The organism is uncultured Anaerovibrio sp. (assembly GCF_947302755.1).
GTDB lineage: Bacteria > Bacillota > Negativicutes > Selenomonadales > Selenomonadaceae > Anaerovibrio.
Map to the genome: position 1 here is coordinate 15,697 of NZ_CAMYWM010000002.1, position 18,767 is coordinate 34,463.

Genomic DNA, 18,767 nt, shown 5'->3' on the forward strand with positions numbered 1-18,767 from the left:
TCCAAATCAAACATTCTTACGCTTTATGCTCTTATGGTATTTATTGCCGGTTTGCATGGCAAAGCTGTCCATAAAATCATATTTGAATTTTTCTATAGTCTGCTTTATCAGCTCCGGAGTCAGCCTATCCGGAGAAACAGATTTATAAAGCATGGTAAGTATGGTGGCCTCCATGCAATCAGTCTTTTTTGAGCTTATCTTTGATGCCAGTATCTGCATCAGTATAATCCGCTGCTCATTTACCTCTTCTGCAGTACAGGGAATGGCTTTTACAATATCGCAAAATCTTGCCCAGGGTACATCCATAAGGTATCTTCTTATGCTTTTCAGCCTATCTATATTGGCATTCCGCTTACAGCTGTCACAAAGCTGGTCCTCCGGGGGACACAGGGTATGACATTTGCTGCAGGGATGCCAATTAGCATTTTTGCGGTATTTTTTATATTTTTCATCGTTAATCTGAACCTTCAGAAGAATTTTTCGCAGCTCATCATCCTGTACTCCCTCAAGCTCATGGGATATCTCATTGACCCTTTCATCAGGTATATCCAGCTTCTGAATTTCCCGGCCCATATCAGCTTCACTGCCATTATCGTCAAAATCAATTTTTTCCGGCTTTACGTTGGTAAATACCAGTTCCTCCACCAGATATTCACCCATAAAGCTGTTTATTTTATTTTTTATTTCATCCTTCATGTATGAAAGCTGGGCAGCCCAAATAGGATGAGAGGTATAAAGAAACAGCTTCCTGAATTCCAGCCTTACAGGGGATACATTATTGGAAATATGCTTTCCCACGATTTTAGGCCAGTAAAACATCACCATGTGGGAAGAAAAATCCTTGCCAATTCCCATAGACTTCACAATCTTTGGAAGTATGATATTCATTTTCTCCAGCTTGCCTTTTCTGGGAGCTGACATGGTATCACATCCTGTCACTTACCTCAACGGTTCCCCTGGACACCGTATAAAATACGCAATTGGCATCCACAGGGAAATAAGCCTTGTCAGTGGCGGTAATAATGGTCTGTATATTTTCCTTTTTGATGAATTCCAAAAGCTGCTGCCGTCGGTTCATATCCAGCTCACTCATAACATCATCCAAAAGCAAAATAGGGTATTCACCCTTTTCTGAACGGATAAATTCCAGCTCTGACAGCTTCATGGACAATACACCGGTCCGCTGCTGCCCCTGGGAGCCAAATGCCTTTAAATCTATGTCATTTACATAAATCTGAATGTCATCACGATGGGGGCCTATGCTGGTGGAACCACGATAAATATCATCCCTTGTTATATTACGCAACGTCTCATTATACCATAAAATTACATTTTCATCTATCTTATCCACAGCTCCCGTATATCCCCGGATAAAATAGGACAGGGACAGATTTTCCTCATTGGTGGAAATGCGCCTCTGCATAAGATTTGCCAGCATATTAAGCTTTTTTACGGTTTCCAGCCGCTTGCCAATGATTTTTATACCGCTGTCCACCAGCTGACTGTCCCACATCTCCAGCATGGACAGACTGGACCTTCCTTCCCTGATATTTTTTAGCAGGGTATTGCGCTGCTGCAATACGCGATTGTATTTTATCAGCTCCCCATAGTAGGCTGGACTAGCCTGGGAAATCTCCATATCCAGAAAGCGGCGGCGCTGGGCAGGTGCCCCCTTTATCAGGGTTAAATCCTCCGGGGAAAAAAGTACTACATTGATTATACCAATCAATTCCTTGGCCTTTATTTTGCTGCCATTATAAATAATCTGACGCCGCTTTTCCCGCTGAAAAATAAATTCCAGCCTATTATCCACACCCATGCGCTGAAAATCAATGGATACAGAGCTTCCGGGCTGATTCCACATAATAAGGTCATTATCCGTACCGGTCCTGAAGGAGCTGCCCATGGAGGCATAGCAAACAGACTCAAGAATATTGGTCTTTCCTTGAGCATTTCTGCCGATAAATATATTCGTTCCATCAGATAAATCCAGGGACAGCTTCTCGTAATTCCTGTATCCCACCAGCTTAAGGTGCTTCAGCTTCATGACATGTTATTCTCCCTTGAAAACAACCTGCCAGCTGCCCATTCCCTTGATTTCTACCACATCACCGTCATGGAGCTTTTTCCGGCGGGCTGTTTCCACTGTGCCATTAACCAGAAGCATCTTATCTTCGATCATCAGCTTCACCTGTCCACCGGATTCCAATACACCGGCCCATTTTAAAAACTGGTCAAGCTGTATAATTTCCGTATTTATTTCGATTTTTTCAATTTTTGACATTTTTACCTCTTTTTTATCTTCCAGGAGTACGTACAGGAGTGATTATATAAGTAAATTCCTCATCCTCCACCATGCGGATTGCTGCCGGACTCAATGAATTATTGAGACTTATGTATAATTCCTTGTCATGAATAATTTTAAGAGCATCAGCAATATAATCAACGTTAAAGGAAATAATAATATTATCCCCATCTATTTCAGCCGGAAGTGCTTCGTCAGCATTACCAATTTCAGGATTATCAGAGGTAATCCGCAGCATACCGTTGGCAAATTCCAGTGTGGCCACATTGTAATCATTGGTACGGGAAATAAGGGATATACGATCAATAACAGCTTTAAATTCTTCAGTATTTAATTTAATCCTGGTGGCAAAAGAATTTGGCACAACCCGGTGATAATCCGGAAACTGACCATCAATGAGGCGGGAAGAAATATAGGTATTATCGAATTCAAAGCTGATTTGATTGGAATTGTATCTGATATTTACCATACGTGGCATATCAGATAATAAAAGCTTTTGAATTTCATTTAAAAGCTTTGATGGAATAATCATTTTGCTTTGGCCTGTAAAATTTTCCAGTACCTTTGATTGAACAGCCAGGCGCTTGGTATCGGTAGCTGCCATAACCACAGTGGAATCCCTCAATTCCATAAAGCATCCGGTAAATACCGGTCTGGCTTCCTCATTGGAGCAGGCAAAGGTGGTTCTGCCAATCAGATCATATAGTACATTATCCATAATCTGCAAATTAAGATTACTGTTTAATTTCTTTATTATAGGGAAATCATCGGCTGACATGCTTATAAACTTAAAATGAGAACGATTGGAGCGGATGTGGGTAATTTTTTCCTCTCTGTCATATTCCAGTTCAATGGTGACCCCAGGAAGCTTTCTCACCACCTCCTGAAAATGACGTCCCACCAGTACTATATTGCCTGGCTCTGTTACTTCAGCCTCTATTTTACATATAATGCCCATTTCATAATCTGTGGCCTGAAGCTCCACCATATTATTTTCGGCTTTAATATAAATTCCTGAAAGGATTGGGTTCTGAGGTTTTGAGGAAACGGCCTTTGATACGGTCTGTATTGCCTGTGATAAATCATTTCTTTGGCATATAAATTTCATTCTATGCACTCCTTATTGTATTTATGATTATTATATATAAAAAATTAGTAGCCGTAATAGTAGGGCATGTGGAAATGTGGATAAGTAGGCAGAGGATATGAAAAAGCTAAAAGCAATACTGTTCATAAAAAGTTGATAAAACAGGGAAGGATATCCACATTAATCACAGGATTATCCTTCCCTGGGGGTTATCTACATTTCTTCTACAGGGAATATACATAGTTATTCACAGAAAATGTGGAATAACTTATACGCGTTCAATGCGCTTTATAAGCTCCTGCAGAGTATTATCAAGTTTTCTGTCTTCCTTCTTTTCTTCACTTATCTTATTGTGGGCATGGAGAACCGTAGTATGGTCCCTGCCACCGAAGAAGTCACCAATTTGTGGCAGGGATGTATCCGTAAGCTCACGGCAAAGATACATGGCAATCTGTCTTGGATAGGCCAAGGCCTTGGTACGTTTGCTGCTGTTCAAATCATCGACCCTAAGATTAAAGTGATTGGCCACCACCTCACGGATAACGTCCATGGTGATTTCTTTATTGTGATTTTCAGGATATACATCCTTTAGGGTGTCGGCCACCAGATCAGTGGTAATCTTTTCCCCGATAAGCTCAGAATAGGCAACTACTCTGGTAAGAGCTCCCTCCAGCTCACGTATGTTGTTATCGATGCGGCTGGCAATATAAACCAGGGCATCAGTTGGTACATTAATGTGATCTGTTTCCGTCTTTTTCTTCAAAATGGCAATCCGCGTTTCCAGATCAGGTGGCTGAATATCTGTCAGCATACCGCCGGCAAAGCGGGAGCTGAGCCGCTCCTCCAGAGTCTTTATTTCATGGGGGGGCCGGTCACTGGACAGAACGATTTGTTTGTTGGCCTGATGCAGGGCGTTAAAGGTGTGGAAGAATTCCTCCTGGGTACGTTCCTTTTTGGACAGGAACTGGATATCATCCACCATCAGCAGGTCGATATTTCTGTATTTTTGACGAAAGGCCTCAGTGGTATTATCCCGAATGGAATTAATAAGTTCATTGGTAAATTTTTCACTGGTGATGTACAGAACCCGCTTTTCCGGATTATTTTTTAAAACCTCATGGCCAATGGCATGCATCAGATGGGTTTTGCCAAGACCTACGCCGCCGTACATAAAGAGGGGATTGTAGTTCTTGCCCGGATTTTTGGCCACTGCCTGGGCAGCTGCATAGGCTATACGGTTAAAGCTGCCTGCTACTATTGTGTCGAATACATAGCGCGGATTGAGGGAAGAGGCATCCCCTGGGGCTATTTGACCAGGTGTGTCATAGGCCGATATAAAGGAATTTCTTTCCTCATTTCCTTCAAAAAGATTATCTATTGGTTCTTCAAGCTCCGGCTCTGATTTTTCTACTACCCTTATTTCAAAGGAAACATCAGATTTATTGAGGCTGTTTTTGCAGGCATCCTCAATAATTGCCATGTAACGCTCATCGATAAACTTTTTTACAATATCATTTGGTGCACCTAAAATTATCACATTATCAGTAAAATCCATTGGTGTAAGCATTGACAGCCAGTTTTCAATAACCTGGGGAGCCAGGTCGTTTTGCAGTTCTTTGATAATTTTATCCCAAATTTCATTCAGCTGCTCTTGAGTCATCTATATATTCTCCTTGATAAAGATAAATGCAATAACTGAGCTTCTCAAATTATTGCATTATCAACAGACAAATAAATTTATCCACACTTGTTAATAAGTATGTGGATAAATTTGGTGTAATAGGCATTATTTTTAAACTTTTTTAATTTTTCTTCTATAATAAATATATGCATATTTTTTATAGCAAAATCTGTTGATAAGTACATGTGAAATACCTCCATAATAATATCAGAATATGTTCCGGTTATCAACAAAAAAAGGTGTATATGTGGTTCCAGTAAATGAATTTATCCACAAAAATTACAATTTATACCCAGGTCAGAAAGTAAAATTTCTTGACACTATAATAAACGGTGGTCTATAATCTTGTTAGTTAAAATCCAAGGACTATGTTTATTGTGGTTTGACCGAGTATTTTGCTCGTAATTATATAAGGAGGTGCCAGCATTGAAGCAGACTTATCAGCCTAATAATCATTGGAAGAAGAAGACTCATGGTTTTCGTGAGCGCATGAAGACCAAGGGTGGCCGTCAGGTTTTGGCAAGAAGACGTGCCAGAGGCAGAAAGAAGATTTCAGCTTAATAAAATGGTCACTTCGGTGGCCTATTTTTCTCTATAGAACCAGTTATATTCCCCAAAGGGCGAATGATGTACCTGGTTCTATGTTCTATTTGCTGAAATGAGGATTTTGCCATGTACAAGTTACCTAAAAGTCGAATCCTGCGCCGTAGGAACGATTTTCAAAAGGTCCACCGTTTTGGGAAATCCTATGCAAACAGATACTTAGTATTGTATGTCTTTACAGCAACCGGGCTGGAGGACAGGGTTGGCTTTGCTGCCGGAAAAAAGCTGGGCAATGCAGTGGCGCGTAATAGAGTCAAGCGTCTTATGCGCGAGTGTTACCGGTTGCACCAGCATGATATCAAGAATGATATTTGTATCCTGTTGGTTGGCAGAAAACCAGCTGTGGAAGTTAAATACCATGTTATCGAAAAGGCTTTTCTCAATTTAGGCAGAAAGGCCGAAATTTTTGGGAGATGAGGATAATTGGTGAAGAAATTCATGTTATTCATGATTGAGCTTTATCGTTCTTATATTTCACCACTTAAGCCGCCTTCCTGTCGCTATGTTCCCACCTGTTCGGAATATGCGATGATTGCTATTGAAAAATACGGACCATTGAAGGGTGGTTATTTGGCAATAAGGAGAATTCTCCGTTGTCATCCCTTTCATAAAGGTGGATATGATCCGGTTCCGTAGAATAGGATTTTATTTTTTTGCACGGAGTTTACTACGAAATCTTAGCAAATCAAATCCGAATGAGGGAGATGAGCTTTAGATTTCGTTGTAAGGGCGCAGTGCGAAATAAGATTTCGCACGAAGTTTACTGTAGAAATTAGGATGTGTTAAATTGGATTTTTTAGCATCGGCCTTTGAGCCTGTTGTAAATCTGTTCCGCCTCATTATGGATGGCTTTTACAACATTACTGTTGCTGCCGGATTTCCAAACTATGGAGTTGCCATCATTCTCATGACTATCTGCGTAAAGCTTTGCCTTTATCCCTTAAATGCAAAGCAGATTAAGTCTATGAAGGCTATGCAGGAAATTCAGCCTAAATTAAAGAAAATACAGAAGGATTATAAGAACAACCCACAGCTGATGCAGCAGAAGATGGGTGAGCTTTACCAGGAGTCAGGAGTAAATCCTCTGGCAGGCTGTCTGCCGCTTCTGGTACAGATGCCAATCCTCATGGGTGTTTATTATTCTCTGTATGGACTGGAATATTCTGGTGACCCAACCTTCTTGTGGTTGTCCAGCCTGTCTGATTCCGACCCTACCTTCATCCTGCCTCTTCTCTCTGCGTTGACCACATATTTGGCTCAGCGTCAGTCCATGGCAATGAATGGTCAGGATAATCAGCAGATGAAGATGATGACGTACATTATGCCTATATTTATTGGTTACATCTCCATAAATTTTCCAGCAGGTCTGGTACTGTACTGGGTAGTAATGAATTTATGCCAGATGGCTCAGCAGTGGTATATGTTCAGAAATGAGGAGCAGAAGGGAGCAGCTTGATAGATGTCTTTAGAAATTGAAAAAACTGGTAAAACAGTTGATGAAGCAAAGCAGGCTGCCATATTGGAGCTTGGTGTTGACCCTGCTTTAGTGGAATTTGTGAAAGTAGTGGAGCCTACTAAGGGATTTTTGGGGCTGCTCGGTGGCAAGCCGGCCCGGGTCAGAGCCGTTGTCCGTGAGCTGTCACCTATTGAAAAGGCAGAAAAATTCCTTGGTGATATATTCAAGGCTATGAAGCTGGATATTGAGATTGAGAAGAGGGAGTCTGAGGATGGTACTGTTTTCAATCTTATCGGCGATAATCTTGGTATCTTGATTGGTAAGCATGGTCAGACCCTTGATTCATTGCAGTACCTTTCAAATTTGGCTGCCAATCGTGGCCTGATTGATAATAAGGTTCGGGTTATTATTGATATTGAGAATTATCGGAGCCGTCGTGAGGATACTCTGCGTCGCTTGGCTATGCGCCTGGCCGACAAGGTAAGAAGAACCGGGGAGCGTATTGTTCTGGAGCCCATGAACCGTCATGAAAGAAAGATTATTCATATGGCCCTGCAGGATAATTATCGGGTATCTACCTACAGCTCCGGTGATGAGCCTTACCGTAAGGTTGTAATTGAACTGAAGCGCGGCGGTCGTCGGGATAATCATGAACGTAGGGAAAGAGAAGATTGATTTTCTCTGGAAATAAGATTGTATAGAGGCTGTCTCACATTATGGGACAGCCTTTTACTATGAAATCTTAGCGAAGCAAATCCGAAGGATGCAGATGAGCTTTAGATTTCGTTGTAAGGGCGTAGTGCAAAATATCATTTTGCACGGAGTTTACGATTAGATGTGCATTTGGAGGATTTATGCAGGAGAAAAAAATGATGGAGGATACCATCAGTGCCATTGCCACAGCTCCCGGTGAGGGTGGTATCGGAATTATACGACTCAGTGGTGAAAAGGCTGTTTCTATCGCCTATAAAATTTTCAGACCTCATTCTGCAAAATCATTACAGGAATATGGCAACAGAGTGGCGGTTTATGGTAAAGTTTACGACGAACATGGTCATATCATAGATGAGGCAATTTGTATTGTCATGAATGCTCCAAATTCATATACCTGTGAAGATGTGGTGGAAATCCAGTGTCATGGTGGCAGCGTTGTTATGCGGGAAATTTTGTCCCTTACCTACCGTATGGGGGCCAGGCCAGCTGAACCAGGTGAGTTTACCAAGCGGGCCTTTCTTAATGGCAGGCTGGATTTAAGTCAGGCCCAGGCTGTAATGGATATAATCAATGCCAAGACCAAGGCGTCGCTGGATATGGCCATAAATCATCTTTCTGGGTATTTTTCCAATAAAATTAGGGAGTTCAGGCACGATATTTTGGCTATTATTGCCCATTTGGAGGCTTCAATCGATTTCCCTGAGGATGATATTGAGGATTTGGATTTTGAAGATACCAGGGAAAAGGTAAAGCTGCTGCAGGACAAAATTCAGAAAATGCTGGCGTCGGCCCATATGGGAATTATTCTGCGGGATGGGCTAAAAACGGCGATAATTGGCAGGCCAAATGCGGGAAAATCAAGTATTATGAATTTGCTGCTGGGTCAGGAGCGGGCTATTGTTACCGATGTCCCGGGTACCACCAGGGACAGTATTGAGGAATACGTAAATATTGGTGGTATACCACTTCGCCTTATCGATACGGCCGGTATCCGTGCTACTGATGATATTGTGGAAAAAATAGGAGTGGATAAGGCCTATTCATATGCCGGTGAGGCTGAGCTTGTACTGGCTGTATTTGACACCAATGAGGAATTGTCAGCTGAAGATGAGGAAATAATCCGGCTGATGGATAAATGCCCAGGCAATATTATTGTTATACTGAATAAAATTGACCTATCTGGAGATAAAAATACTGAACTGCTTAAGGAAAGGCTAAAGGGCTGTACAGCTGCAAAAATTCGTGGTATTGTTCCTATGTCAGCCAAAAATGGGGAAGGTCAGGAAGGGCTGGAGGAGCTGTTAAAGGAAATTGTATACAATGGCCGGACCAATATAGGGGAAAGCCAGGCTGTGTGCGATGCCCGTCATGAGGAAATTCTCCGCCGGACTGTCAATCTTTTGGAGGAAGCACTGAATACCATTGATATGGGCATGAGCGAGGATTTTATAGTTATTGACCTGCGCTCAGCATGGGAAAAGCTGGGAGAAATTACTGGTGAAACCTTTGATGACGACATTGTTAATCAGATATTCAGCAATTTCTGTATCGGTAAATAAAGGCCTTTGCATCTGGAAGCAAATTTATCTCCAGGTAAAGGGGTGCTAAGTATCCTCCTATTAGGCGGGAGAAAAGCCCCCATAGTGGTCAGTGTCAGCTGCTCAGCTAAGACCATAGTCTTGCTTTACAGGACACTTTCGCATGGGACGTATTAACCAATAGGCTTTGCCTCTTGGATACGTCCGCAAAGCTTTTGATTAATTCGACTACATTCAGTGGGGGTATAAATCTACCACTGAATAAGTATCATTTAATGAGCTGGTGCCCTAGGGGAGTAGATACACCTAATGGCACCAGTAGGAACGCTCCGTAGGTGACGAGGCCGGCAGGCGGATGAGGTGTTTGGGAGGAATTAGAATTGAGTGACAAGCTTTTTATAGCCGGAGAATATGAGGTTATTGTAATAGGTGCCGGTCATGCCGGAGTGGAGGCAGCCCTGGCTTCAGCCAGAATGGGCTGCAGCACCCTGCTGGCCACTCTCAGTATGGATAATATTGCCCTTATGCCCTGCAATCCGTCGGTTGGGGGTCCCGCCAAGGGGCATTTGGTCCGTGAATTGGATGCTCTTGGCGGACAAATGGGCATTAATGCTGATGAAACCTGTATCCAGTTCAGGATGCTGAATACGGGTAAGGGCCCGGCTGTCCATGCCATCAGGGCCCAGGCAGACAAAAAGCATTATCAGTTTCGCATGAAGGAGGTATGCGAAAATACGGAAAACCTTGATGTTAAGCAGCTTATGATAGATAAGCTTATTATTGAGGATAATCAGATAAAGGGCATTATCACGGAAAATATGGAGCAGTATTTGTGTAAGGCTGCTATATTGGCCACTGGAACTTATTTGAAGGGACAGATTATTATTGGCCTACACACCTATTCCGGTGGTCCCAGCGGTCAACGGTCGGCAGAAAATTTATCCCAATCCCTGTTGGAGGCTGGTATTAAGCTGATGCGGTTTAAGACCGGTACTCCGGCCCGGGTGGATGCCCGAACTCTGGACTATGATAAAATGGAAATTCAGCCTGGCAACGAGGAGGCCAGAAATTTCTCCTTTATGAGTGATATTACTACCCGTCAGCAGACTCCATGCTGGCTTACCTATACCAATGCCCAGACCCACAAGATTATTATGGACAATATAGACCGGGCCCCTATGGCCAATGGTATTATCAAGGGAATTGGGCCAAGATATTGTCCTTCCATTGAAACCAAGCTTATCAGATTTCCGGATAAGGAACGCCATCAGCTTTTTCTGGAGCCTGAGGGGTTGCATACCAATGAGGTATATGTGCAGGGAATGTCCACCAGCCTCCCAATGGATGTGCAGATAGCCTTTCTTCATACTATTCCCGGTCTGGAGCATGCCAAGGTAATGCGGCCTGGCTATGCCATTGAATACGATTGTCTTGATCCACTGCAGCTTAAGGCAACTCTGGAGCTAAAAAAAATATCCGGCTTGTTCTCTGCCGGACAGGCTAATGGAACCTCCGGCTATGAGGAGGCTGCAGCCCAGGGAATAATTGCCGGCATTAATGCTGCCCTGCAGGTAAAGGGAGAGGAGCCAATTATTCTGAAGCGGTCTGATGCCTATATTGGTGTATTGATAGATGATTTGGTTACCAAGGGTACTAGTGAGCCATACAGAATAATGACCTCACGGGCTGAATATCGCCTGATTTTACGTCAGGATAATGCGGATCAGCGGCTGACTCCATTGGGCCGACGGGTGGGACTTGTGAAGGATGACCGCTGGCAGCGATTTACCCGAAAAATGGCGGTTATCAATGATACGGTACAGCTTTTAAAGGAAAAAAAGCTTAATCCAAATCAGGAAACATTAAATTTATTGGCCAAAAACGGTATTGAGGAAATCCGTAACACCATCAGCCTATATGATTTATTGAAGCGTCCCGATATCGATTACGATAAATTAAAGAAAATATTTTCTTTGCCGGATATTGACGAAGAGGCCAAGCAGCAGGTGGAAATATCCATAACCTATGAAGGATATATCAAGAAGCAGCTGGAGCAGGTGGAAAAAATGAAAAGGCTGGAGGAAAAGCTGATACCTGAATCAATTGATTATGATAAGGTGGCCAATCTCAGGGATGAGGCCAGGGAAAAGCTGGCGGATATACGACCAAGGTCCATAGGTCAGGCCGGCCGGATATCCGGTGTTTCTCCGGCAGATATTTCTGTATTGATGATATATTTGGAGCAGCAAAAGAGAATAGAGGAGACCCAAAAATGAGCTTTAAGGAATGTCTGAGGGATGGAGCAGCTGTATATGGCCTTGCCCTTACCGAGGTTCAGCTGGAACAATTTGATAAATACTTCCAGCTGTTGATAGAATGGAATGAAAAAATTAATCTTACAGCCATTACGGAGCCCCGGGAAGTGGCGGTAAAGCATATGATAGATTCCCTGACCTGCTGGGATGATGACCGTTTTGATAATAATATCAGGGTTATTGATGTGGGAACCGGAGCCGGCTTTCCAGGTATTCCTCTGAAAATCTTTCGACCTGATATACGGCTGACCTTGTTGGATTCCCTAAATAAGCGTATTAAATTTCTTCAGCTGGTTGTGGACGAATTGGCCCTCCATGGAGTAGAGTGTATCCATGCCCGTGCGGAGGAGGGAGCCAGAAATAAGCAGCTGAGAGAACAATTTGATTTGGTGGTTTCACGGGCAGTGGCCAGATTGCCGGTGCTGGCCGAATACTGTCTGCCCTTTGTAAAAAAGGGAGGAACCTTTGCTGCCTTAAAGGGGATGAAATACGGTGAGGAAGCAGAGTCAGCCACCAAGGCCCTGGCTGTTTTGGGCGGAGGTAAGGCAGAATGTGTTGAGGTAAAGCTTCCCTATATTGATGACAAGCGGGCGGTTATTTACGTAAAAAAAGAAAATAGTACCCCTAAAATCTATCCGCGTAAGGCCGGAACTCCCGATAAAAGCCCCATTGAATAGTAAGGATTTAGTTTTTGTCTAAAGTGTGATATGATATTGTTGAGTTGTTGATATATTACACAGACGGGATGTGATTGTGGTGAAAAGAAATATTATTTTCCTTTTTACTTTTATATCTATATTACTTAGCATTAGTGTTGTAAGTGCTTCAAAAGATACCGGCACGGCTGTTCTTCAGCCCCCTGACACAAGAAGCTCTGCCTCTGGGGAGGAAGACAGTACTGTCAGTAATTCAATAAGCCGATTTATGAAATTTGCCGAGGATAGCTCCTATGTATATTACCTGGACAAGCAGGATTCCGGCTGGGTAAGACGGCCATATACCTTTGATAAGTATATTCTTGAGGCCTGGGTAAAGATGGTTCCATATGAATATGCCGGTGAAGATATATACAGTCCTGAAATGGACGATTCCCATTATTTTTTGGAGCATTATTTAGTTGATCCTCAGAACAGGAAAATTCAGTTTCTCTGTGAAATCGAGGTAGAGGGGGGACGGCCCCAGAATAATGTGAAGCAGCTTAAATACGACCACAACAATTGGGAGTCTTTGATACCGGAAAGTGTGGAGGATATCGTATACCATGCTGTGATTGATAAATATGGTACATCAAATGAAAACAATACCTGGAAGACCATTGATGATGTTATTGAAGGCCTGTTTACTGCCCGTGTATTGAAGGAAGTTATAAAAATGGGTAAGCTTTAAAAGAAATCCACAGATTTTTCTACATATCCACAGATAAATAGAACAAAGCTGTGAATATGTTAATAAAATTGTGGATAACGTAATCAAAATAGTAAGAAAAGCAAAAAAAATCCTGAGGAACACCAATATTTACGGTGAAACTCAGGATTTTTTATATACATATGTTAATAACCTGTGGAAAAAGAATATTAATTTAATTCCTTGGCCAGGTGGAAGAATTCTGCATTCATTTTCTTTTTATTGGTTATAGCATCGTGGAGGTCAATGGCCACCACCTTGCCCTGATTGAAGCCAAATACCACATCGGATTGTCCGGCAATTAGGGCCAGAGTAGCCCGTTCACCTAACTGGCTGGCCTTTACCCGATCCTGTACAGAAGGGGACCCACCCCGCTGGATATGACCCAATACGGATACGCGAACATCCATATTTGTTTTCTCTTCGATGTATTTGCCAATATCAAGGGAGCTTCCAACACCCTCGGCAACTACTACCAATGAGTAGCGGCGTCCCTCCTCATATGATTTTATAATACCGTTGCAGATATCATCAAGATCATATTCCTCCTCCGGTACAAGAATAAATTCTGCACCGCCGGCAATACCGGCCAGCATGGCCAGCCAGCCACAATGACGGCCCATAACCTCAACTACAGCAATACGGTTATGGGAGGAGGCAGTATCCCGAAGCTTGTTAATGGCATCAATAATCGTATTGGCTGCCGTATCGGAGCCAATGGTATAATCTGTACCCCATACATCATTATCAATGGTGCCTGGGAGACCAACAATGGGGACACCTGTTTCCAGACTGAGCTGGGTAGCACCACGGAGACTGCCATCGCCACCAATTACAACCAGTCCCTCGATGCCACGTTTTTTCATGTTTTCATAGGCCTGTCGGCGTCCTTCTTCAGTCATGAAACGTTTGCAACGGGCTGTACCAAGTATGGTACCTCCCCGTTGAATAATATCACTTACACTTCTGGAGTTCATTTCCTCGATTTCCTCATCCAGAAGTCCACGGTAGCCGTTATAAATACCCCATACCTTTACCCCTTCAAAAAGTGCAGTACGTACAACTGCGCGAAGTGCTGCATTCATACCAGGGCTATCTCCGCCGCTGGTCAATACGCCAATGCTTTTTAACATACTATATACCCCCTGTAAGTTTTATTGACAAAAAAACATACTGATGTTACAGTAAATTCGTGGCTGTAATAATGACGTAGCTGATACGTCCTTGAAGATATTATAGCGCAGTTTATAAATTTAATAAAGGAGTAAAGATATGGAAGAATTAGAATTGAAGTATGGTTGTAATCCTAATCAGAAGCCTGCCCGTGTATTTGTGAAGAATGGGAATATTCCTTTTACGGTGCTGAACGGTAAGCCAGGTTATATCAATTTACTGGATGCCATGAATAGCTGGCAGCTGGTTCAGGAATTGAAGGAGGCCACCGGACTTCCAGCAGCAGCTTCCTTTAAGCATGTCAGCCCGGCTGGTGCGGCTGTTGCTGCTCCATTATCAGAGCTTCTTCAAAGGGTTTACTTCGTAGAGGGGATTGAGCTTTCACCGATTGCCACTGCCTATATCCGTGCAAGGGGAGCTGACAGAATGTCCTCCTATGGTGATTTTGTGGCCCTTTCTGATGAATGTGATGCTCAGACAGCTTCTTTTCTGGCCCGGGAGGTTTCCGACGGTATAATAGCACCCTCCTATTCACCGGAGGCCCTGGAAATTTTAAAGAAAAAGCGCAAGGGAACCTATCTTGTACTTCAGATGGATACTGGCTTTAAGCCTGCTGAGTTGGAGCAGAAGGAGGTATTTGGTATTACCTTTGAGCAGAAGCGAAATGATGTAAAAATCACCCAGGGTTGTTTAAAGGAAATTCCTACCAGGTCAAAGAGCTTTACAGAAGCAGCCAAACGGGATCTTCTTATTGCATTAATTACTCTAAAATATACTCAGTCCAATTCAGTATGCTATGCCAAGGATGGTCAGGCCATCGGCATTGGTGCAGGCCAGCAGTCCCGTGTACATTGTACCCGCTTGGCCGGTAATAAGGCTGATGTATGGCATCTTCGTCAGCATCCAAAGGTATTGGCTCTGCCCTTCAAGGAGGAGGTTCGCCGTCCTGACCGGGATAATGCTATTGATGTATATATCAGCGATGAGTGGGAGGATCTGTTGGAGACCGATGAATGGAAGCGCCTGTTTACTGAGAAGCCGGAGCCCCTTTCCCGGGAAGAGAAAAAGGAATTTTTAAAGGGAATTAGGGGAGTTGCCCTTGGTTCTGACGCATTCTTCCCATTTGGTGACAACGTGGAACGGGCCCATAAGAGTGGTGTAGAGTTCATCGCTCAGGCCGGTGGTTCTATCCGTGATGATAATGTAATCGAAACTGCGGATAAATACGGAATGACCATGGCCTTTACTCATATTCGCCTGTTCCATCATTAATTAGTAATTAAATATATCATAATTAAAATACCCTGCTCGCTATGAGCAGGGTATTTGTGTGTATGAAATTGTTTCACGTGAAACATTTTATTTGGAAATAGTAAGCGGGGAAACTTTTTCGGCTTCATTCCTCCGTCCAAATCATCATGCAATATATATGCGATTCTTCGGTGGCGACATGGTCGCACATACATCTAGGCTTTAATGTCTTTCGTGCCCATGATGAACCTCCGGCAGGTGGACTCCGTTATTGCAGGCGAAAAAATTACCCCGCTTTTTTATTTATATGTAAGTAACAATTAAGAAAGGGGCAATTGCTTGAAGCACTTGGGCGAAGGGCGTTAAGAAACTATTTTTTGCATACTTACACATCGATAAAACATCCATTGTTTGAGCAAAGCGAGTTTGGATTTTTCTTGATGACTAATTAAAAGCAAAACAATGGTTTTAGCCCTGAGTCCCTTGCTGAAAGCAATGCCCCTTTTCTTAGATAATTTTTACTATGAACATTTAGTGAGCACAAGCCTACGGCGCAGTGGGAGCTTAGTGTTCGTTGTAAGGGCGTAGTGCGAAAAACCGTTTCGCACGGAGTTTACTATGAAATCTTAGCGAAGCAAATCCGAAGGATGCAGATGAGCTCTAGATTTCGTTGTAAGGGCTGATGAAAGCCCCTATGCTTTCATCTTGCTTACTTAGAAATTATATCATTTGCAATATTTAACGCGATTACTGCATCCTGGGCATAGAAGTCGGCCCCGGCTTCATCTGCATAATCCTGAGTTAGTGCAGCACCACCCACAATAACCTTTGAAGTATTTCCACTTTCCTTTAACTGGCGAATTACTTCATCAATTTCCGTCATGGTGGTGGTCATAAGGGCGCAGAGGCCAACTATATCAGCCTCATTTTTTATGGCAGTGGCCACAATTTCCTCTGCCGGTACATCCTTGCCCAGGTCAATAAGCCTAAAGCCACTGTTCTCCAGTAAAGCTCCCACAATATTTTTTCCAAGATCGTGTACATCCCCCTTTACGGTGGCCAATACTACAGTGCCCTTTCCTTCCCCTTCTTTAGCAGGAAATTTTTCCTTGATAATGTTGAAGGCACTGCGCATTGCCTCAGCGGAAAGCAATACCTGAGGCAAAAATACCCGACCTGCACCAAAGTCCACACCTATATCATTCATGGCAGCGGTAAGAGCCTTTTCAGTTAACTCATTTGGATCAATATTATCATTGAAGGCCATTTCCAGCAGCTCCGGCATTGCATCGGCATTTCCCTCTATAACAGCCTGCTTTATGGCCTCCAAGGGAGTCAGCTTCTCCGTTTTTGCTAAGGCGGCCTTTTTGGGAACAGCAAGATTTTTTTCGTTGGAGCTGAAATCACGGCCATTGGGATCCTTCCCTAACAGGGCCATGGAAGCCATCAGGGCATTTTGCATTTGATCATCATATGGGTTCATAATAGGTGCATCCAGGCCGGCAGCCAGACACATAGCAAAAAAAGTGCTGTTGATAAGTGGTCTGTTGGGCAATCCAAAGGATATATTACTCAATCCCATGGTGGAAGGGTAGCCGTATTTTTCCCTGTACAGCTTCAATGTATTTAATACATTGAAGCAGGCATTTTGGTCAGCGGCCACAGTCATTACAAGACCATCCAGCAAAAAATCCCCATCCCTAAGGCCAGCTTTCTTGGCCGCTGTTATGATGGTATCCATCACCCTTATTCTTTCCTCAGCGGTCTGTGGTATGCCCTCATCTGTTAGTGGCAGACATAGAATAGCTGCTCCGTACTTTTTGGCCAAGGGAATGAATTTATCCAGTCGTTCCTTTTCTGCGCTGACGGAATTAATCAATGCCCGGCCGGGATAGGCTCTCAGACCTGCTTCCAATACCTCCGGATCACTGGTATCAATCACCAGGGGAGCATCAGTAAGCTGGGATATTTCTGTTATGGCCCGTTTCATGGCCTTGGCCTGGTGGATACCACCTACGCCCATATTTACATCCAGCAGTCTTGCCCCTGCCTTTACCTGGTCCATAGCCTCTTTTTTTACCGAAAGAAATGAGCCATCCTTAATTTCTGCAGCCAATTTTTTACGTCCTGTAGGGTTAATCCGTTCACCAATTAATACTGTAGGAAGCTCTTTATCTATCACAACTGTTTTGCTGCGGCTGGATAACATAAGTCGGCGGCGCAGTGGCTTGAAGGCTGGTTCCTGGTAATCCTTTAGGGCATTTTTTATAGCCGAAATATGGGCTGGGGAAGTACCACAGCAGCCACCTATGTAGGTTGCTCCGGCCATGAGCAATTTTGGTGCCCATTTACCAAAGTCCTCAGGGCCCATAGGGAAGGTGGTTTTTCCGTTTACCAGCTGAGGTAATCCGGCATTTGGCTGTACACTAATTGGTTTTTCCGTATTTTCAGATAAAATTTTTACAATGGGAACAAGCTGCTCTGGTCCAAGGGAACAGTTAATACCAATAATATCAGCACCCATGGCATCCAGGGTTATAGCAGCAGTTTGTGGATCTGTGCCGGTAACAGTCCGCCCGTCCTCACTGTAAGAAAGCTGACAAATTATTGGAAGATTGGTGACCTCTTTGGCAGCCAGCAGGGCAGCACGCATTTCCTGCAAATCAATCGATGTTTCAATGAGAATATAATCTGCACCGCCATCAGCCAGGGCTTTGGCCTGTAACTTATAGTTTTCAAAGGCAGCTTCAAAATCTAAATCGCCAAGAGGTTTTATAAATTTACCGGTTGGGCCCATGCTTCCAGCTATCTTGACTGTGCTGCCGGCTGCGGCTTTGGCTGCTTTGACAGCAGCCATATTTATTTCTCTTGCTCTGTGACTTAGATTATAGTGAGCCAGCTTTAATGGTGAGGCACCAAAGGTATTAGTTTCGATAATGGTGGAGCCTGCTTCTATGTATTGCTTGTGAACGGCAGTTATTTCCTCCGGTTTATCTATGCAAAGCAGTTCCGGGCAATATCCTGGTGGAAGCAGTCCTTTTTGTTGTAATATTGTGCCCATGGCACCATCAAATATATGAATCATAAAATCATTCCTTAAGATATGAGTAATTGTATTATTTCAGGTCATGTCATGTGGGTGTTCCATTCATGCACTTCGCTAGTGTCACATCAAGAATGGGATTGGCATCTCCTCTGAATTGACAGGCTTCGCGACCGTCAGCCACTTCATATATACTT

Annotated in this window: 17 protein-coding genes; 10 read left to right on the forward strand and 7 right to left on the reverse strand. The window is 43.3% G+C overall.

What is annotated here, in order from left to right:
* Positions 1 to 6 precede the first annotated feature (6 nt).
* The 5 genes from Q0Y54_RS00375 to dnaA all read right to left on the reverse strand — a co-directional run bounded on the left by Q0Y54_RS00375 (position 7) and on the right by dnaA (position 5,052).
* The gene (locus Q0Y54_RS00375; protein ID WP_297963093.1) at positions 7 to 921 is read right to left on the reverse strand and encodes a DUF721 domain-containing protein; all 915 of its coding nucleotides are present in this window, start codon (positions 919 to 921) and stop codon (positions 7 to 9) included.
* A gap of 4 nt (positions 922 to 925) precedes the next feature.
* Entirely contained in the window at positions 926 to 2,047 is a 1,122-nt protein-coding gene (gene recF, locus Q0Y54_RS00380) for a DNA replication/repair protein RecF (RefSeq protein WP_297963095.1), read from the reverse strand.
* A 6-nt stretch (positions 2,048 to 2,053) separates the two neighbouring features.
* Positions 2,054 to 2,275: an RNA-binding S4 domain-containing protein gene (locus tag Q0Y54_RS00385; RefSeq protein ID WP_297963212.1), complete on the reverse strand. Its 222-nt coding sequence runs from the start codon at positions 2,273 to 2,275 to the stop codon at positions 2,054 to 2,056.
* A 22-nt stretch (positions 2,276 to 2,297) separates the two neighbouring features.
* Positions 2,298 to 3,413 carry a DNA polymerase III subunit beta gene (gene dnaN, locus Q0Y54_RS00390; RefSeq protein WP_297963097.1) on the reverse strand — a complete coding sequence of 372 codons (1,116 nt, stop codon included), beginning with the start codon at positions 3,411 to 3,413 and terminating at the stop codon, positions 2,298 to 2,300.
* 247 nt (positions 3,414 to 3,660) lie between these two features.
* A complete protein-coding gene (gene dnaA / locus Q0Y54_RS00395; RefSeq protein WP_297963099.1) occupies positions 3,661 to 5,052 on the reverse strand; it encodes a chromosomal replication initiator protein DnaA in 1,392 nt (463 codons plus the stop codon).
* A gap of 447 nt (positions 5,053 to 5,499) precedes the next feature.
* Here dnaA and rpmH point away from each other — a divergent pair, with 447 nt between their 5' ends.
* The 9 genes from rpmH (at position 5,500) to Q0Y54_RS00440 (ending at position 13,085) form a co-directional block, all read left to right on the forward strand.
* On the forward strand, positions 5,500 to 5,634 hold the full coding sequence (gene rpmH / locus Q0Y54_RS00400) for a 50S ribosomal protein L34 (protein WP_027396727.1): 135 nt from the start codon (positions 5,500 to 5,502) through the stop codon (positions 5,632 to 5,634).
* A gap of 111 nt (positions 5,635 to 5,745) precedes the next feature.
* Positions 5,746 to 6,093 carry a ribonuclease P protein component gene (rnpA, locus tag Q0Y54_RS00405; protein ID WP_297963102.1) on the forward strand — a complete coding sequence of 116 codons (348 nt, stop codon included), beginning with the start codon at positions 5,746 to 5,748 and terminating at the stop codon, positions 6,091 to 6,093.
* 9 nt (positions 6,094 to 6,102) lie between these two features.
* Positions 6,103 to 6,312, forward strand: coding sequence for a membrane protein insertion efficiency factor YidD (yidD, locus tag Q0Y54_RS00410; protein WP_297963104.1), 210 nt, complete (start codon positions 6,103 to 6,105; stop codon positions 6,310 to 6,312).
* Positions 6,313 to 6,463: 151 nt separating this feature from the next.
* Positions 6,464 to 7,132, forward strand: coding sequence for a YidC/Oxa1 family membrane protein insertase (locus Q0Y54_RS00415; protein WP_297963107.1), 669 nt, complete (start codon positions 6,464 to 6,466; stop codon positions 7,130 to 7,132).
* 3 nt (positions 7,133 to 7,135) lie between these two features.
* A complete protein-coding gene (gene jag, locus Q0Y54_RS00420) occupies positions 7,136 to 7,807 on the forward strand; it encodes an RNA-binding cell elongation regulator Jag/EloR (RefSeq protein WP_297963110.1) in 672 nt (223 codons plus the stop codon).
* 179 nt (positions 7,808 to 7,986) lie between these two features.
* A complete protein-coding gene (gene mnmE / locus Q0Y54_RS00425) occupies positions 7,987 to 9,405 on the forward strand; it encodes a tRNA uridine-5-carboxymethylaminomethyl(34) synthesis GTPase MnmE (protein WP_297963113.1) in 1,419 nt (472 codons plus the stop codon).
* Between the two features lie 359 nt (positions 9,406 to 9,764).
* Positions 9,765 to 11,660: a tRNA uridine-5-carboxymethylaminomethyl(34) synthesis enzyme MnmG gene (mnmG, locus tag Q0Y54_RS00430; protein WP_297963116.1), complete on the forward strand. Its 1,896-nt coding sequence runs from the start codon at positions 9,765 to 9,767 to the stop codon at positions 11,658 to 11,660.
* Positions 11,657 to 12,376 carry a 16S rRNA (guanine(527)-N(7))-methyltransferase RsmG gene (rsmG, locus tag Q0Y54_RS00435; RefSeq protein WP_297963119.1) on the forward strand — a complete coding sequence of 240 codons (720 nt, stop codon included), beginning with the start codon at positions 11,657 to 11,659 and terminating at the stop codon, positions 12,374 to 12,376. Before mnmG ends, rsmG begins: the two co-directional genes overlap by 4 nt.
* 247 nt (positions 12,377 to 12,623) lie before the next feature.
* Positions 12,624 to 13,085 carry a hypothetical protein gene (locus Q0Y54_RS00440; protein WP_297963122.1) on the forward strand — a complete coding sequence of 154 codons (462 nt, stop codon included), beginning with the start codon at positions 12,624 to 12,626 and terminating at the stop codon, positions 13,083 to 13,085.
* Between the two features lie 188 nt (positions 13,086 to 13,273).
* Here the strand turns inward: Q0Y54_RS00440 and pfkA are convergent, their stop codons facing one another.
* Entirely contained in the window at positions 13,274 to 14,236 is a 963-nt protein-coding gene (pfkA, locus tag Q0Y54_RS00445; protein ID WP_297963125.1) for a 6-phosphofructokinase, read from the reverse strand.
* Between the two features lie 139 nt (positions 14,237 to 14,375).
* Here pfkA and Q0Y54_RS00450 point away from each other — a divergent pair, with 139 nt between their 5' ends.
* Positions 14,376 to 15,548: a phosphoribosylaminoimidazolecarboxamide formyltransferase gene (locus tag Q0Y54_RS00450; RefSeq protein ID WP_297963128.1), complete on the forward strand. Its 1,173-nt coding sequence runs from the start codon at positions 14,376 to 14,378 to the stop codon at positions 15,546 to 15,548.
* Positions 15,549 to 16,236: 688 nt separating this feature from the next.
* Here the strand turns inward: Q0Y54_RS00450 and Q0Y54_RS00455 are convergent.
* Positions 16,237 to 18,612: a homocysteine S-methyltransferase family protein gene (locus Q0Y54_RS00455; RefSeq protein ID WP_297963131.1), complete on the reverse strand. Its 2,376-nt coding sequence runs from the start codon at positions 18,610 to 18,612 to the stop codon at positions 16,237 to 16,239.
* Between the last annotated feature and the right edge of the window lie 155 nt (positions 18,613 to 18,767).

Excerpts from the sequence above, each read along its gene's own strand:
- Q0Y54_RS00375 (WP_297963093.1), bottom strand. The coding sequence starts at position 921 with ATGTCAGCTCCCAGAAAAGGCAAGCTGGAGAAAATGAATATCATACTT.
- recF (WP_297963095.1), bottom strand. The coding sequence starts at position 2,047 with ATGAAGCTGAAGCACCTTAAGCTGGTGGGATACAGGAATTACGAGAAG.
- dnaN (WP_297963097.1), bottom strand. The coding sequence starts at position 3,413 with ATGAAATTTATATGCCAAAGAAATGATTTATCACAGGCAATACAGACC.
- dnaA (WP_297963099.1), bottom strand. The coding sequence starts at position 5,052 with ATGACTCAAGAGCAGCTGAATGAAATTTGGGATAAAATTATCAAAGAA.
- rnpA (WP_297963102.1), top strand. The coding sequence starts at position 5,746 with ATGTACAAGTTACCTAAAAGTCGAATCCTGCGCCGTAGGAACGATTTT.
- jag (WP_297963110.1), top strand. The coding sequence starts at position 7,136 with ATGTCTTTAGAAATTGAAAAAACTGGTAAAACAGTTGATGAAGCAAAG.
- mnmE (WP_297963113.1), top strand. The coding sequence starts at position 7,987 with ATGCAGGAGAAAAAAATGATGGAGGATACCATCAGTGCCATTGCCACA.
- rsmG (WP_297963119.1), top strand. The coding sequence starts at position 11,657 with ATGAGCTTTAAGGAATGTCTGAGGGATGGAGCAGCTGTATATGGCCTT.
- Q0Y54_RS00440 (WP_297963122.1), top strand. The coding sequence starts at position 12,624 with ATGAAATTTGCCGAGGATAGCTCCTATGTATATTACCTGGACAAGCAG.
- pfkA (WP_297963125.1), bottom strand. The coding sequence starts at position 14,236 with ATGTTAAAAAGCATTGGCGTATTGACCAGCGGCGGAGATAGCCCTGGT.
- Q0Y54_RS00450 (WP_297963128.1), top strand. The coding sequence starts at position 14,376 with ATGGAAGAATTAGAATTGAAGTATGGTTGTAATCCTAATCAGAAGCCT.
- Q0Y54_RS00455 (WP_297963131.1), bottom strand. The coding sequence starts at position 18,612 with ATGATTCATATATTTGATGGTGCCATGGGCACAATATTACAACAAAAA.